The sequence below is a fragment of the Bradyrhizobium sp. cf659 genome, assembly GCF_900113725.1.
Taxonomy (GTDB): Bacteria; Pseudomonadota; Alphaproteobacteria; order Rhizobiales; family Xanthobacteraceae; genus Bradyrhizobium.
Map to the genome: position 1 here is coordinate 313,223 of NZ_FOQJ01000001.1, position 15,372 is coordinate 328,594.

A 15,372-nucleotide genomic window follows, 5' to 3' on the forward strand; every position below is an offset into this window, starting at 1 on the left:
ACATCATCGATCGAGGCCGCGCGAATGATCAGCGAGCATTTCGACACCCGCACACGGATCAACATGAAGCTGGCGCTGGATCGGATTTGCCGCAATCGGCCCGCAGGCGAGGATCATGCGTTCCGCAGGTCGGTCGCCGAGAACATCATCCGCTGCGCGCTGGCAGGCCGGACCGGCATCGGTCAGCTCGTCGATGCCGGCGAGCGGGCGGTGGTCACGACGCGCGCGGCGCGGAAGCCTGTCTGATTGTGTTTGCCTCGCGTTTGCAGCTCATCGTTCCAGCGGTCGATTGACTCTCCATATGCTCGCCCCCTAGATTGATCAGTGACGGTTCTCCTCACGGAGATCAAAAGGGAACGTGGTGCGAGATTGTCCCGACGCCGGGATTGTCCCAACGCCACGGCTGCCCCCGCAACTGTAAGCGGTGAATCTTTCGTCATATGCCACTGGGAATCTCGGTCCTGGGAAGGCGACGTAAGGTAACGACCCGCGAGCCAGGAGACCTGCCGTCAGCCGTGGTCACACGCGAAGATGTCGGTCGGGGAGTACAGGCATTAGCTTCACCGGAGCAATCGATCGCTCCGCCGTAAAGCCTCGTTCGCTGTGACGTGCCACTGACGTCATACCGAGGTTACAATTGTGTCCCGTATTGTCTCTGCCGCCAGGCGCCTCAGCGCCGGCCTGTTCGCGTTCGTCTCCCTGTACCCACTCGATCCGTCCACCGCCTTCGCGCAGCAATCGGCGTCACCGGATCTGCTACCTCCGGTCGAGGTTGCATCGCCCAAGCCGCCGGCAGGCGCCGTGCAGTCGCCGCCCTCCCGGCCGAGGTCACGCCAGCAGCGCGAGGCGCGCCAGCCGGCGCCGCCGGTCGTCGCCACGTCCGCAGCACCAAGCCTTGCATCGCCGCTCGTGATCAGCCCGACCGGCGTTGCGACGCCGGCAGGGCAGGTCGCGATCTCGGTCACCGTCGTGACCGAGAAGGACATCCAGACCCAGCAATATCGCACCGTTCCCGACGTGCTGAACACCGTGCCGGGGCTGAACGTGGTCCAGACCGGCGGTCCGGGCGGACAGAGCTCGGTGTTCATGCGCGGCACCAACTCCAATCACACCAAGGTGTTCGTCGACGGCATCGATGTCGGCGATCCCTCGACGGCGAACGGCGCCTTCGATTTCGCGCATCTGTTGACCGCCGACATCCAGCAGCTCGAAGTGCTGCGAGGTCCGCAGAGCGGCCTCTACGGCTCGGACGCGATCGGCGGCGTGATCTCGATCATGACCCGGAAAGGCGAGGGGCCGCCGCGCGCGACCGCCTCGATCGAGACCGGATCGTTCAACACCTTCAACCAGACCGCGGGCCTCAGCGGCGCGCAGGACAATTTCAACTATGCGCTCAGCGTCGCGCATTTCCATGCCGGCGACGTCCCGGTCACGCCGCTGCAATTGCTGCCGCCGGGACGGAAGGCCAACGGCAACAACTACGACAACATGACCTACTCGACCAAGCTCGGGCTCGACATCGACGAGAACTGGTCGGTCAACAGCGTGGTCCGTTACACCGATGCGACGCTGCTGTTCACCGGCGACGGCGGCTTTCCCAGCGTGCCGAACGCGACGCAGAGCCGGCACGGCGTGCATCAGCTCTTCAATCGCGACGAGGCGGTCTGGTCGGTGCTCGACGGCCGCATCAAGAGCTATTTCGCTGTGAATTACGCCAATCTGCGCAGCGACGATATCGGCCCGGCCGACCTCGTCTCGACCATCACGACCGGCGAACGCATCAAATATGACTGGCACAGCGTCGTCGCGCTCGCGCGGGGCAACAATCTGGTGTTCGGCGCCGAGCAGCAGACCGAGCGGATCGACACCACGGGCTTTGCGGCCGAGAACGGCAACAAGGCCAGCTTCATCGAATTGCAGTCGGAATTCGCAAAGCGCTTCTTCCTGGTCGCCAATGTCCGCAACGATCACAACGACCAGTTCGGCGAGCACGCGACCTACCGCGTCGCGCCGGCGCTGATCGTGCCCGTGACCGAGACCAAGCTGAAGGCGAGCTACGGCACCGGCTTCAAGGCACCGACGCTCAGCGAGCTCTACCAGAACTTTCCCGATTTCGGCTTCTTCGGCAATCCAAACCTGAAGCCGGAGCAGAGCGAAGGCTACGATTTCGGCTTCGAGCAGCCGCTGTTCGACAACCGCATCAGGTTCGGCTCGACCTACTTCCACAACAGCATCACCGACCTCATCACCACCAACGCAACCTTCACGTCCTACGCGAACGTGAATCTCGCCACGACCGAGGGCACCGAGAGCTTCGTCTGGGCGCAAATCACCGAGCGTTTTGGTATCCGCGCCGATTACACCTTCACCCGCGCCGTCGATGCCGGCACCGGATTGCAGTTGCTGCGCCGGCCGAAGGAAAAGTGGAGCGCGACCGCGACCTGGAAACCGATCGATCCGCTCACGCTGTCGGCGACCGTGCTCCACGTCAGCGACTGGCGCGACGTCACGCGGGACGGATCGGTGTCGGGCATCACGGCGCCCGGCTACACGCTCGTCAATCTGCGCGGAGACTATGCACTCAACGACCAGGTCAAGCTGTTCGCGCGGGTCGATAATCTCTTCAACACGCACTACCAGAATCCGACCGGCTTCCTCGCGCCCGGGCTCGGTGTGTTCGGCGGCATCCGCATGGCGAGCTTTGGCGTAAGATAGCAGGGATCATGGGAGCCATCACATGACGACAGCCGATCCGCTCATGGACTTGCTCGCAGGCCAGCTTGCCGATGCCGAGGCCGGCTGGAGCATCGGCTCATTCGGGGTCATCGCCGAGTTCACGCGTGAGCCCGGCGAGGCCTTCGAGATCGAGCGGTCTCGCGACAGGACCAGTGTCGCGACGGACAAGGGCGGGATACGCATCGTCTCCCATCCGGACCTGCGCCTGATTGCGTCGGAGTCGCCGACCACCGAGAGCTGGAGCCATCGCGTCGCACTCTGCCTCCCGCACGAGGCAAGTGCCATGAGCAGGCGCACAGAGTTGGCCGAAATCGGTCCAGACCGCGAGGCGCTGCGCCGACGGGATCGCGATGGCATCCTGTTCGATCTTGGCCTTGGCGCATTGCAGATCGACGCCTGCATCCGGGTCGGCGACGCCGACGTCGTCGCCGCATTGAGGCGCCGCGCGGGACAATCCGTGTTCGCGCAGCAGAGCGATGCCATGCGGATCATCCTCGCCGCCAATCCGCACCGCGTTTTCATCAGCAGGCTGGGACGGGCCGAAGTGTTCCAGCCGATCCCGCCGTCGGGCGGGCGAAGCCCTGACGGTCCGCACACCCATGTCCTGCCAAAACTGCTCGCGCATGGCCGCACCCATGCTGCGACCGAGCCGCTGCCCGAGGGCTGGAGTCCTTGCGCGCATCTCTATCCGGCCCATCCGCTCCGCGATCAGCTCGGCCGCAAGCGCGCGTTTCAGCCGGACCATCATGCTGCCTTTCAGGCCGTGCTTGAACGCTACGGGCTGCCGGAACTGACGGCATTCAAGCGAGGTGTTGTCGAGGCCGTGGCGGCCGGCCGGGGACCTGAGACGGTGACGGTCCCATCCGATCGCACGGCGCGCGCCACCATTCGGGTGGCCGTGCGGCAGTTGATGGAGCTGGAACCGCGCGCGCCGGCACTCGCCGCCTGGCTTGCCATGTACGACCCGCGCAATCCTCCCGAGACCGAAGACCCCATGGAGGCCCTTCACTGAGCCAGACGTGCTGCCGCGTTCCCGCAAAGATGTGCTACAATCCCACAAGGAGATCGTTCCATGACTGTCACTATCCTGCCGCCACACGCCGACCGCTTCCGGCTCCATCCGGTCGCGCCGCGCCTTGCACCGATGTTCGGCTTTGCGCTGCTGACGGTGTCATGCGCACTCGCGAGCTTCGCGCTGGCCTGCGCGACGCCGTTTGCGGCCTTCGCCGTCGTTGCGGCCGCAATGCTGCCGCTGCGTCAGGCGCTGCTCGTCGTCACCGGCGCGTGGCTCGTGAACCAGAGCATCGGCTTCGGCGCGCTGCACTATCCGATCGATGGCAGCACGATCGCCTGGGGCTTTGTCATTGGCGCCGCTGCGCTCGTCGCGACCGCAGCCTCATCGGCGATCCTTCGTATGCTGCCGCAGGGCCGCACGCCGCTGATGCTGGCGATCACATTCGTCGCCGCCTACGCGGCCTATGAGCTCGTGCTGCTTGCCGCGACGCCGGTCCTCGGCGGAGAGGGGGCCTTCACCGCGGCCATCGTGGCGCGGATTGGGCTGACCAGCGCGGTCTGGCTCGCCGGCCTCGTCGCCGCCTGCGAGATCGTCCGCCTGGTCGATCCGTTCGGGCGCAAGGGGGCGATGTCGGCCTGAGCGCTGGGGCATTCCGCTTTCACGTAGCCCGGGTGAGCGCAGCGATACCCGGGACCGCTATGGCTGGTGGCAAGGCCCCGGATGTCGCTTCGCTCATCCGGGCTACGAGACCTTGCGTTGCCCGACGGGCAAGACACCCCCGCGATCGGTCAATCCCCTTTCACAGAAATATTCCATTTTACCGAAATTCGGATTTGTCGTATGTGTCGCCCATCCCGGCTCATCCTTGAGGGGCGATCATGTGGTCGTCATTTTCGCGAGCCGGGCTTGCGGTGGACGCGGCAGCGTCGGGCGCGAGAGGCCAAGGGCAGGGCGGATTGCTCTCCGTGAGCCCCAAGGCTTCGCGCCAGACGAGCGGCGCTGTCAGGTTCGTCTCGCCAGCAGGTTTCCGGCTCGGTCGACAGGGCTGGAAAAACCGCGGCGAAATGGCGGGCCGTGCGTACGGCAAAACCGTGTGGTCCTGGCCGTCGTTGCTACGGTCAAGCTCTTGCGGAGGCGGCAGTCGCGTCAACCGGCGCGATGCCGGCGAATTCCGCAAAAGCGAGGGAGGCCAGAACGAACTCGGCTCCCGGGAGAGCACGGCATAAGCCGTCCAACCACTGCGCAGGGAAGGCCGAGTGATTGGCTACACCTGTATGCTGCTGTGCGGTTTTCTGCGTGTGCCTTTCGCGCAGCAGACCGCGGGTGCCAGGTCAGCACCCGGCCTTCCCTGCGCCCTCTTGGACAAGAGGGTGAGGAGATGAAGCAAAGCTCGGGCGAATTGCGCCGCGAGGCTGCGAAGGCGTGTCTGCATCCAACTGCTCGCTGTCATCGCCCGGCTTGACCGGGCGATCCAGGACTCCGAGACAGATTTGGTTCAGCCGAGAGGTCGCAGCGTACTGGATTCCCCGCCTTCGCGGGGAATGACAGTTGTATTTGGAGGACGAAGTCGATGCCTCATACTCCGTCATTGCGAGCGCAGCGACTTGTCCGCCGAAGCTTTAGCAAAGGCGGAAGCAATCCAGAGTCTTTCCGCGGTGGGATTCTGGATTGCTTCGCTGCGCTCGCAATGACGGTGTGGGAAGAGCGTGCGCCACTCCATCACCGTCACCCCCGCGCAACGGCGAAGCCGTTGTCGCTGGAGGCGCGCGCTCTGCTGCGCGTAACGCTGCAGAGCAAGCCTCGAAGGGGACGGCCCGGCTGCATCTCGGCCGTGCATCCTTCGAGGCTCTCAATGGGACGCGCTGCGTCCCATTGCTCGACCTCAGCGTGACGGGGCTGGCAATCTGAGGGCGCGACTCAGTTGAGGCACGCGCCCTCCACGAGACCGCGCCGGGGCGCGCCGCACCGCCGTAAAATCTGAAGTTGTGGATTGTCATCTTCGTGAGGGTATCTCGGTAAGCCGACCCGTGTCTTCCCGGTAACGAATGTGCCATCCACGCAACACTCCTTCCGGATTAAGCCCTCATCGCCAGCCGTTCGCATCACCGCCGCTTTTTAGCCACACCCGAACATGAATAAAATCACTCTAATGTTTCAAGGGTAGCGGCGGTCCTCGAGGCGACGGGAAATCCCAAGGTCGATTCAAATCTTGGGTCTGATTTTTCGGGTCTGAAAGGGTTGGCCGGGGAAACTGGTTTGCGATGGACGCGAAGAGCAACATCAAGCAGAGGCTGCCGAGCCGTCACGTGACGGAAGGCCCTGCGCGCGCGCCCCATCGGTCCTACTTCTACGCCATGGGTCTGACCACCGAGCAGATCCACCAGCCCTTCGTCGGCGTCGCCTCCTGCTGGAATGAAGCCGCCCCCTGCAACATCTCCCTGATGCGCCAGGCGCAGGCGGTGAAGAAGGGCGTCGCGTCGGCCGGCGGCACCCCCCGCGAATTCTGCACCATCACCGTCACCGACGGCATCGCCATGGGCCATGACGGCATGCGCTCCTCGCTGCCGTCGCGCGAATGCATCGCCGACTCGGTCGAGCTGACCGTCCGCGGCCATGCCTATGACGCGCTCGTCGGCCTTGCCGGCTGCGACAAGTCGCTGCCGGGCATGATGATGGCGATGGTGCGCCTCAACGTGCCCTCGATCTTCATCTATGGCGGCTCGATCCTGCCCGGCAACTTCCGCGGGCAGCAGGTCACCGTGCAGGACATGTTCGAGGCCGTCGGCAAGCACTCGGTCGGCGCCATGTCGGACGAGGATCTCGACGAGATCGAGCGCGTGGCGTGCCCCTCGGCGGGGGCCTGCGGCGCGCAGTTCACCGCCAACACCATGGCGACCGTCTCGGAAGCCATCGGCCTGGCGCTGCCTTACTCGGCCGGTGCGCCGGCACCGTATGAAATCCGCGACGCCTTCTGCATGACCGCGGGCGAGCAGGTGATGGACCTGATCGCCCAAAACCTCCGGCCGCGCGACATCGTCACCCGCAAGGCATTGGAGAACGCCGCCGCCGTTGTCGCGGCCTCCGGCGGCTCGACCAATGCTGCGCTGCACCTACCGGCGATCGCGCACGAGTGCGGCATCAAGTTCGACCTGTTCGACGTCGCCGAAATCTTCAAAAAGACACCTTATGTCGCGGATTTGAAGCCGGGCGGCCGTTATGTCGCCAAAGACATGTTTGAAGTAGGTGGCATCCCGCTTCTGATGAAGACGCTGCTCGACAACGGATTTCTCCACGGCGACTGCATTACGGTCACCGGTCGAACGATCGCCGAAAACCTCAAGAGCGTGAAGTGGAATCCGCACCAGGACGTGGTGCACCCGGCAGACAAGCCGATCACCGTCACCGGCGGTGTGGTGGGTCTGAAGGGCAATTTGGCGCCAGAAGGTGCGATCGTGAAAGTCGCGGGAATGTCCAACCTCAAGTTTACCGGTCCGGCCAGGTGCTTCGACCGGGAGGAGGATGCTTTCGAGGCGGTCCAGAAGCGCACCTACCGCGAAGGCGAAGTCATCGTGATCCGCTACGAGGGGCCGAAGGGCGGCCCCGGCATGCGGGAAATGCTCCAGACCACCGCGGCGCTGACCGGACAGGGCATGGGCGGCAAGATTGCGCTCATCACCGACGGCCGCTTCTCTGGCGCCACCCGCGGCTTCTGCATCGGCCATGTCGGGCCGGAAGCCGCCATCGGCGGCCCGATCGGGCTGCTCGAGGATGGCGACATCATCGAGATCGATGCGGACGTCGGTACCCTTAACGTAAAATTGAGCGACCAGGAGCTTGCCCAGCGCAAGACCAAATGGAGCGCTCGCGCGACTAACCACACGACGGGCGCGCTCTGGAAATATGCTCAGCAGGTTGGACCAGCCGTCGGGGGGGCAGTGACCCATCCGGGCGGTGCGCACGAGAAACAGTGTTATGCGGACATCTAGGCGTGCCATTGTTGCGTTTGTGTTGGGGGCCAGTGCGCTGGTCGCGCCGGCGCTCGCCTTTGACGGCGCGCCGGTCAACCAGAAGGACGCGACCATCCCTGTCGTGACCACCTTGCCGGGGGCCGCGGGTGCGGTGCGCAGCAAGGTGCCGCCGGCGACCCAGGAAACCTCGCTCAGCGCCCTGCAATATGCCGCCGAGGGCGGCCACCCGATCGCGCAGTGGAAGCTCGGCCGCATGTACGCCAATGGCGACGGCGTGGCCCAGGACGACGTGCGCGCCTTCGAATATTTCAGCCGGATCGCCAACGCGCATGCCGAGGACAGCCCCTCGGCGCCGCAGGCGCAGATCGTGGCCAATGCCTTCGTCGCGCTCGGCCGCTACTATCTGAGCGGCATCCCGAACTCGAAGATCAAGCCGGACCAGGACCGGGCGCGGGAGATGTTCTCCTATGCGGCCTCCTATTTCGGCAATGCGGATGCGCAGTACGATCTCGCCCGGCTGTACCTGAAGACGCCGGACGCCTCGCGCGAGGATTTCCGCTATGGCGCGCGCTGGCTCGGGCTCGCCGCGCAGAAGGGCCAGCACGAGGCCCAGGCGTTGCTCGGCCAGATGCTGTTCAACGGCGACCGTCTGCCGCGGCAGGCCGCGCGCGGCCTGATGTGGCTGACCCTGGCACGTGACAGCGCCGGCGCCGAAGAGACCTGGATCAAGGAAAGCTACAACCGCGCCTTCGCCAAGGCCTCCGACGACGACCGCGCCATGTGCCTGCAAATGCTGGAACAGTGGGTGCAGGGCCGCCGGGAGTGATCTCCAGGAGGCGGCGTTACGCCGCCTCCAGATCCAGATCCGCCCATACCGGAACGTGGTCCGACGGCTTCTCCCAGCCGCGCACATAGCTGTCGATGCCGACATTGGCGAGCCGGTCGCTGGCCTGCGGCGACAGCAGCAGATGGTCGATGCGCAGGCCATGGTTCTTCTGCCACGCGCCGGCCTGGTAGTCCCAGAAGGTGTAGAGCCCCGGATCGTCGGTCACGGCCCGCAAGGCATCGGTCAGGCCGAGGCCAAGCAGGGACTGAAAACTCTCCCGCGTCTCCGCCTTGAACAGGGCGTCCTCGGTCCATGCCGCCGGATTATGGACGTCGCGGGCATGCGGGATGACGTTGAAGTCGCCGGCGAGGATCAGCGGCTCCTCGGTCTTGAGGCGCTCCTTCGAATATTCAAGAAGTCGCGACATCCATTTGAGCTTGTAGGGATATTTCTCGGTCCCGACCGGATTGCCATTGGGCAGATAGAGGCAGGCGATGCGCAGCACCCCGTGCTTGAGCGTCACCACGCCCTCGAGGAAGCGGGCATGCGCATCCTCGTCGTCGCCGGCCAGCCCCGACTTGGTCTCGTCGAAGCGGAGCTTCGAGAGCAGGGCGACGCCGTTGAACGTCTTCTGCCCGTGCGTGACCACGTTGTAGCCGAGCGCCTCGATCTCCAGGCGCGGGAAGGCCTCATCGACGCATTTGATCTCCTGAAGGCAGACGATGTCCGGCTGGCACTCCTTCAGCCAGGTCAGGAGCAGGTCGATCCGCTGCCGGACTGAGTTCACGTTCCAGGTGGCTACTCTGATGGGCATTTCGACGGCTCCGGGCAGGGGCACCCGTTAGAACAAAATGCAAACGCCCCCGTCAAGGACGCCGCAAAATCTCCCACAAAATTAACCCGGCTTAAGCGGGCCGCAGGCCATTGATACGGAAAAGGTTCCACGGATGGGTTGGCGGGTCGAGACTTCACAACGAACTGAGCCGCGCGACGGACTGGTCGGCGCGTTCCTGTATTGGCTCGGCGGCTTCGAGATCGAGGACGGCATGACCGCCGATCTCAGCGAGCGCGAGCTGGGCCGGATCCGCGCCAAGCAGATCGATGCGGTGACGCGGCTGATCCCGGTGACGATGGCCGTCACCATGCTCAACGTCGCCATCGTGCTGATCCTGTTCTGGGGCAGGGGCTGGAACGACTTCCTTGCGATCTGGGGCCTGACGCTCGCCGCCACCGCTTCGCTCGCGGTCCGTTCGTGGCGGCGGTCCTATCGGAACCCGCCGCAGGAGGCTTCGCCCCGCGCCGCGCGGCACATGCTGCGGCAGGCATTCTTCATCGCCGCGATCTGGGCCACGCTGCCACTCGCACTGTTCAGCCACATCGAACCGACCAGCCAGCTGATCCTGGCCTGCCTGATGGTCGGCGTGATGTCCGGCGGCGCCTTCACGCTCTCGACCTTCCCGCGCGCCGGCCTCGTCTATCTCGCCACCATGACGGTCGGCTGCGCTGGCGCGCTGCTATTGTGCGGCGCCGGGCCGTATCTGGTGACCTCAGGGTTCCTGCTGCTGTTCGCGTTCTTCATGGCGCGCAACATCGTCTCGCAAGGCAACCTGTTCCTCGGCAATCTCAAGGCCCAGCTCGAGCTCGAGCGCCAGACCGAGATCATCTCGCTGCTGCTGAAGGATTTCCAGGAGAACGCCAGCGACTGGCTGTGGCAGACCGACGCCGAGGGACACCTGGTCAACGTGCCCGAGCGCTTCGCCGATGTCGCGCAGCTGCCGCTTCCGCTGCTGAAGGGCTCGCATTTCGCCGACGTGCTCGACATGCTCAGCCCCGAGGACAAGACCGCGGCCTACAACATCGTCGGCCTGATGGAACATGCCGAGCCATTGCACGAGATGAACCTCAAGGTCGTTGCCGGCGGCGAGGCGCGGCTGTGGTCGCTCACCGCGAAGCCGGCCTACGACCGCGACGGCCAGTTCCTCGGCTATCGCGGCTTCGGCCGTGACGTGACCGAGCGTTGGCGCGCGGAAAAGGCCGAGGCCGAGAGCCGCGCCAAGTCGGACTTCCTCGCCGTGATGAGCCACGAGATCCGTACGCCCATGAACGGCGTGCTCGGGCTTGCCAGCATGCTGCTCGAAACCAAGCTCGATCCGGAGCAGCGCGAGGCCGTCACCACGATCCGCGAGTCCGGCGACAATCTGCAGCGCATCCTCAACGACATCCTCGATCTGTCCAAGCTCGAGGCCGGCCGCTTCGCATTCGAGGCGATCGACTTCGCACCGCAGGCGCTGGTCGAGACAGTCGCGACCGTCGTGCGCGCGAGCGCCAAGAGCAAGGGGCTCACGGTCAAGGTCGAGCTCGATCCGAACCTGCCGCCGACACTGCGCGGCGACGTCGCGCGCATCCGTCAGGTGCTGCTCAACCTCGCGTCCAACGCTGTGAAGTTCACCGACGAAGGCGAGGTGACGATCTCGGCCACCTGCCAGGCGCGGCGCGACCTGCTGGCGACCGTCGAATGGACCGTCAAGGACAGCGGCATCGGCATCGCCCCCGAAAAACTCGGCCAGCTGTTCAGTGATTTCGCCCAGGCCGATGCCTCGATCAGCCGGCGCTTCGGCGGCACCGGGCTTGGGCTTGCGATCTCCCGGCGCATCATCGAGCAGATGGGCGGCACGATCGGCGTCACCTCGACGCCGGGCGAGGGCTCGACTTTCCGCTTCACGCTGGTGCTGCCCTGGAGCCAGGCGCCGGTATCAGACCAGGCGGCCGGCCGCGACGAGGCCGACGAGCTCAAGGTGCGTATCGCCGAACTCGACCGGCCGTTGAAGGTGCTGGTCGCCGAGGACGATGCCGTCAACCGCATGGTCGTGAGCAAGATGCTCGGTGCCTTCGATGTCGAGCTGCGCGTCGTCACCGACGGCGTCGAGGCCGTCGCGGCGGCCTCGGAGGGCGATTACGATGTCGTGCTGATGGACGTGCGCATGCCCGACATGGACGGTCTTGCCGCAACCCGTGCGATCCGCGCGCAAGGCGGCCGCTTCGAGGCCCTGCCGATCATCGCGCTCACCGCCAACGCCTTCCCCGAAGACGTCAGGATCTGCCGCGAGGCGGGCATGTCGGACTTTTTGGCAAAGCCGCTGCGCAAGCCCGCGCTGGTCGCGGCATTGCTGCGGGCGCTAAACCACGTGGCGTCGGACGATGCGCCGCTTCAGCCGGAGCTGATGCCGGCCGAGGTTGAGTGGAGCGAGGAAGAACGGCAGATCACCGGCGCGTAGGCGCTCAGATCGAGAAGCTGGTCCCACAGCCGCAGGACGCCGTCGCGTTGGGATTGTTGACGCGGAACGAGGCGCCGATCAGGTCATCGACGAAATCGACCTGCGACCCCGCCAGGAACGGCTGGGAGGCGGAGTCGACCAGCACCACCGCATTGTCCTGCTCGATCACGAGATCGTCGTCGGTGCGGTCGCGGTCGATGTCGAACTTGTACTGAAAGCCGGAACAGCCGCCGCCCTCGACCGAGATGCGCAGCATCGCGCCCGACCCTTCGCCCTTGAGGATCTCCCCAATCCGGCGTGCGGCCCGGTCACTGATGGTCACGGCAGTCATCATTTCTGGTCTCCGATCGTCGGCGGCGTCATACCCAATTCATTTGGTATCCCGCATCCGGCATAGTTAAGTGCCACCATACGCAGAATCAAATGGATAGGGACTAAATTCGCCGTGTCCGTCGGAATGGCAGCCCCCCACGCGCCCTATGCCTGCGACCCCGATCGCAGCCGCGGCCGGCTGGTCGCCGAGCCCCCGAGCCGGACCCGCAGCCCGTTCCGCCGGGATTGCGACCGGGTGATCCACTCCACCGCATTCCGCCGCCTCAAATACAAGACCCAGGTCTTCGTGTTCCACGAGGGCGACCATTATCGGACCCGGCTGACCCATTCGCTCGAGGTGGCTCAGATCGCCCGGGCGCTAGCCCGGCAGCTCGGGCTCGACGAGGATCTCACGGAAACCCTGGCGCTCGCGCACGATCTCGGCCATCCGCCGTTCGGGCACGCCGGCGAGCGGGCGCTGGATGCCTGCCTGAAGGAATTTGGCGGCTTCGACCACAATGCCCAGGCCCTGCGCGTCGTCGCGGCGCTGGAGCACCGCTATCCCGAATTCGACGGGCTGAACCTGACCTGGGAGTCGCTGGAGGGCATCGTCAAGCACAACGGCCCGCTGACCGATCGCAGCGGCGCACCGGTCGGACACTATCGCGAGCACGGCATTCCCGTCGGCATCGCCGACTACATCAAGGTCTACGATCTCGAATTGTGGAGCTTCGCCTCGCTCGAAGCACAAGTCGCGGCGATCGCAGACGACATCGCTTATGACGCCCACGACATCGACGACGGCCTGCGCGCCGGCCTGTTCGATCTCGACGATCTCAAGGTGATGCCGCTCACGGCGGAGATCATTGCCGAAACCTCGGCGCATTATCCCGATCTCGAAGACGTCAGGCGCGGCGCCGAGCTGGTGCGCGAGCTGATCTCGCACCTGATCGGCGCGGTGTTTGCGGAGGCGCAGAAGAACCTTGCCGCCACCAAGCCGCAATCGGCCCAGGACGTGCGCCAGCAGAGCCGGGCGCTGATCGCGTTTCCCGCTGACGTCGCCGAGGAGGAGGCCGCCATCAAGCGCTTCCTCTACCTGCACATGTACCGCCACAAGCGGGTGATGCGGGTGATGGGGGAGGCCGAACAGATCCTGTTCGACCTGTTCGCGAAATATTTGAAATCGCCGGCCGAGCTGCCGCCGGAATGGCTGCTGGGAGCGGAGGCGGATAATGAGGGCGACCGGGCCCGGCGGATCGGCAATTTCATTGCCGGAATGACCGACCGTTTCGCCCTGACCGAGCATCAGCGGCTCTTTGACTCGACCCCGGATTTGCGTTAGGCGGCGGCCATGCCCGACACATCCTCATCCCTGCACCTGTTCGCTGACGTGCTCGCACGCGTGCACGCCGCCTGCCGCGCGCTCGCGGCGGATGCCAGCTGGCCCGAGGGCATCGATTTCTCGCGCGTGGTGGTCGAGCCGCCGCGCGACGCCTCCCATGGCGACATGGCGACCAACGCCGCCATGGTGCTTGCGAAAGAGGCAAAGGCAAAGCCCCGCGATCTCGCCGAGCAGATCGCCGAGCGGCTGCGGGCCGACGCGCTGATCGCCAAGGTCGACGTCGCCGGCCCGGGCTTCATCAACCTGACGCTGAAGCCCGCCGCCTGGGCCGAGGCGCTGCGGACGGTGCTGCGCGAGGGCGCCGATTACGGTCGCGTCCGCGGTGGCTCGAAGGTCAACGTCGAATATGTCTCGGCCAATCCGACCGGGCCGATGCATGTCGGCCATTGCCGCGGCGCCGTGTTCGGCGACGCGCTGGCGAGCCTGCTCCAGTTCGGCGGCCACGATGTCACCCGCGAATACTACATCAACGATGCCGGCGCCCAGGTCGACGTGCTCGCGCGTTCCGCCTTCCTGAGGTACCGCGAGGCGCTGGGCGAGGATATCGGCGCGATTCCGGAAGGATTCTATCCCGGCGACTACCTCAAGCCGGTCGGGCAGGCGCTCGCTAAGGAGTTTGGCGACAAGCTCCGCGCGATGAACGAGGCCGAATGGCTGCCGACGGTGCGCGCCAAGGCGATTGCGATGATGATGGACGAGATCAGGGACGATCTCGCCGCCCTCAACATCCGCCACGACGTGTTCTTCTCCGAGCGCTCGCTGATCGAGAGCGGCAACAACAAGGTTGCCGAGACCATCGACTTCCTGCGCGCCAAGGGCGACATCTACGAAGGCCGCCTGCCGCCGCCGAAGGGCGCGCCGGTCGAGGATTGGGAAGACCGCGAGCAGCTGCTGTTCAAGGCGACCGCGTACGGCGACGACGTCGATCGTCCGCTGATCAAGTCGGACAATTCCTACACCTACTTCGCCTCCGACATCGCCTACCACAAGAACAAGTTCGACCGTGGCTTTGCGGAGATGATCGACGTCTGGGGCGCCGACCATGGCGGCTACATCAAGCGCATGCAGGCGGCGGTGAAGGCGACGACCTCCGGCAAGGGCGCGCTCGACGTCAAGATCGTCCAGCTCGTGAAGCTGCTGCGTAATGGCGAGCCGGTGAAAATGGGCAAGCGGGCCGGCAACTTCGTCACCTTGCGTGAGGTGGTGGATGAAGTCGGCCAGGACGCCGTCCGCTTCATGATGCTCTACCGCAAGAACGACGCAGTGCTGGATTTCGACCTCGCCAAGGTCATCGAGCAGTCGCGCGACAATCCGGTGTTCTACGTCCAGTACGGCCACGCCCGCGGTCACTCGATCTTCCGCAACGCGCGGGCCGAGGTGTTCCCGGACCTGCCGGATGATACCGCCAAGCGCATCGCCTGGCTCGGCGAGTCGGCGGTGGAGCGGCTGTCGGACCCCGTGGAGCTCGACCTTCTCAAGCGCCTCGCAATTTATCCGCGGGTGCTGGAAGCCGCCGCCGTGGCCCATGAGCCGCACCGGATTGCCTTTTATCTCTATGACTTAGCGAGCGAATTTCACGCACTTTGGACGAAGGGGCGCGATTTGCCCTATTTACGCTTCATTATCAATAATGATGCAGATCTAACAAAGGCGCGACTGGCCATGGTCCAGGGCGTCGTCTCGGTCCTGGCATCGGGCCTCGCCATCCTCGGCGTCCATGCCCCGGACGAGATGCGGTAGTTTGGGGCGAACTACTTAAGGGGATTGTGGGGGTAACCGGCAGAAGCCGGACCGCTGAGACTTGGTTGACAGCCTTGTGGGTCGAAAGCCGTGCCTTG

Annotated in this window: 11 protein-coding genes and 1 riboswitch; of the genes, 9 read left to right on the plus strand and 2 right to left on the minus strand. The window is 65.2% G+C overall.

Annotated features, from left to right (window positions below; all coding sequences use genetic code 11):
* The first annotated feature begins 24 nt into the window (after positions 1 to 24).
* From BM118_RS01530 to BM118_RS01565, 6 genes are all read left to right on the plus strand, one after another.
* Positions 25 to 246, plus strand: coding sequence for a hypothetical protein (locus BM118_RS01530; protein WP_092181281.1), 222 nt, complete (start codon positions 25 to 27; stop codon positions 244 to 246).
* Between the two features lie 65 nt (positions 247 to 311).
* Positions 312 to 525, plus strand: a riboswitch (cobalamin riboswitch).
* Between the two features lie 111 nt (positions 526 to 636).
* Positions 637 to 2,715, plus strand: coding sequence for a TonB-dependent receptor plug domain-containing protein (locus BM118_RS01535; protein WP_441299748.1), 2,079 nt, complete (start codon positions 637 to 639; stop codon positions 2,713 to 2,715).
* 22 nt (positions 2,716 to 2,737) lie between these two features.
* Positions 2,738 to 3,748, plus strand: coding sequence for a DUF6925 family protein (locus BM118_RS01540; RefSeq protein WP_092181287.1), 1,011 nt, complete (start codon positions 2,738 to 2,740; stop codon positions 3,746 to 3,748).
* Between the two features lie 60 nt (positions 3,749 to 3,808).
* Positions 3,809 to 4,390, plus strand: coding sequence for a hypothetical protein (locus tag BM118_RS01545; protein ID WP_092181290.1), 582 nt, complete (start codon positions 3,809 to 3,811; stop codon positions 4,388 to 4,390).
* Positions 4,391 to 6,012: 1,622 nt separating this feature from the next.
* On the plus strand, positions 6,013 to 7,737 hold the full coding sequence (ilvD, locus tag BM118_RS01560; protein ID WP_092181293.1) for a dihydroxy-acid dehydratase: 1,725 nt from the start codon (positions 6,013 to 6,015) through the stop codon (positions 7,735 to 7,737).
* Entirely contained in the window at positions 7,724 to 8,545 is an 822-nt protein-coding gene (locus BM118_RS01565; protein WP_092181296.1) for a tetratricopeptide repeat protein, read from the plus strand. Before ilvD ends, BM118_RS01565 begins: the two co-directional genes overlap by 14 nt.
* A gap of 16 nt (positions 8,546 to 8,561) precedes the next feature.
* On the opposite strand, the gene xth is transcribed toward BM118_RS01565, so the two are convergent.
* Complete coding sequence (gene xth, locus BM118_RS01570) at positions 8,562 to 9,359, minus strand: exodeoxyribonuclease III (RefSeq protein WP_177233939.1); 798 nt, start codon at positions 9,357 to 9,359, stop codon at positions 8,562 to 8,564.
* A 133-nt stretch (positions 9,360 to 9,492) separates the two neighbouring features.
* On the opposite strand from xth, the gene BM118_RS01575 reads away from it, so the two are divergent.
* Positions 9,493 to 11,820: an ATP-binding protein gene (locus BM118_RS01575; RefSeq protein ID WP_092181301.1), complete on the plus strand. Its 2,328-nt coding sequence runs from the start codon at positions 9,493 to 9,495 to the stop codon at positions 11,818 to 11,820.
* 4 nt (positions 11,821 to 11,824) lie between these two features.
* Here the strand turns inward: BM118_RS01575 and erpA are convergent, their stop codons facing one another.
* The gene (gene erpA, locus BM118_RS01580; RefSeq protein ID WP_092181304.1) at positions 11,825 to 12,154 is read right to left on the minus strand and encodes an iron-sulfur cluster insertion protein ErpA; all 330 of its coding nucleotides are present in this window, start codon (positions 12,152 to 12,154) and stop codon (positions 11,825 to 11,827) included.
* A 111-nt stretch (positions 12,155 to 12,265) separates the two neighbouring features.
* On the opposite strand from erpA, the gene BM118_RS01585 reads away from it, so the two are divergent.
* Complete coding sequence (locus BM118_RS01585; RefSeq protein ID WP_092181307.1) at positions 12,266 to 13,474, plus strand: deoxyguanosinetriphosphate triphosphohydrolase; 1,209 nt, start codon at positions 12,266 to 12,268, stop codon at positions 13,472 to 13,474.
* 9 nt (positions 13,475 to 13,483) lie between these two features.
* On the plus strand, positions 13,484 to 15,274 hold the full coding sequence (argS, locus tag BM118_RS01590; protein WP_177233940.1) for an arginine--tRNA ligase: 1,791 nt from the start codon (positions 13,484 to 13,486) through the stop codon (positions 15,272 to 15,274).
* Positions 15,275 to 15,372: the final 98 nt, after the last annotated feature.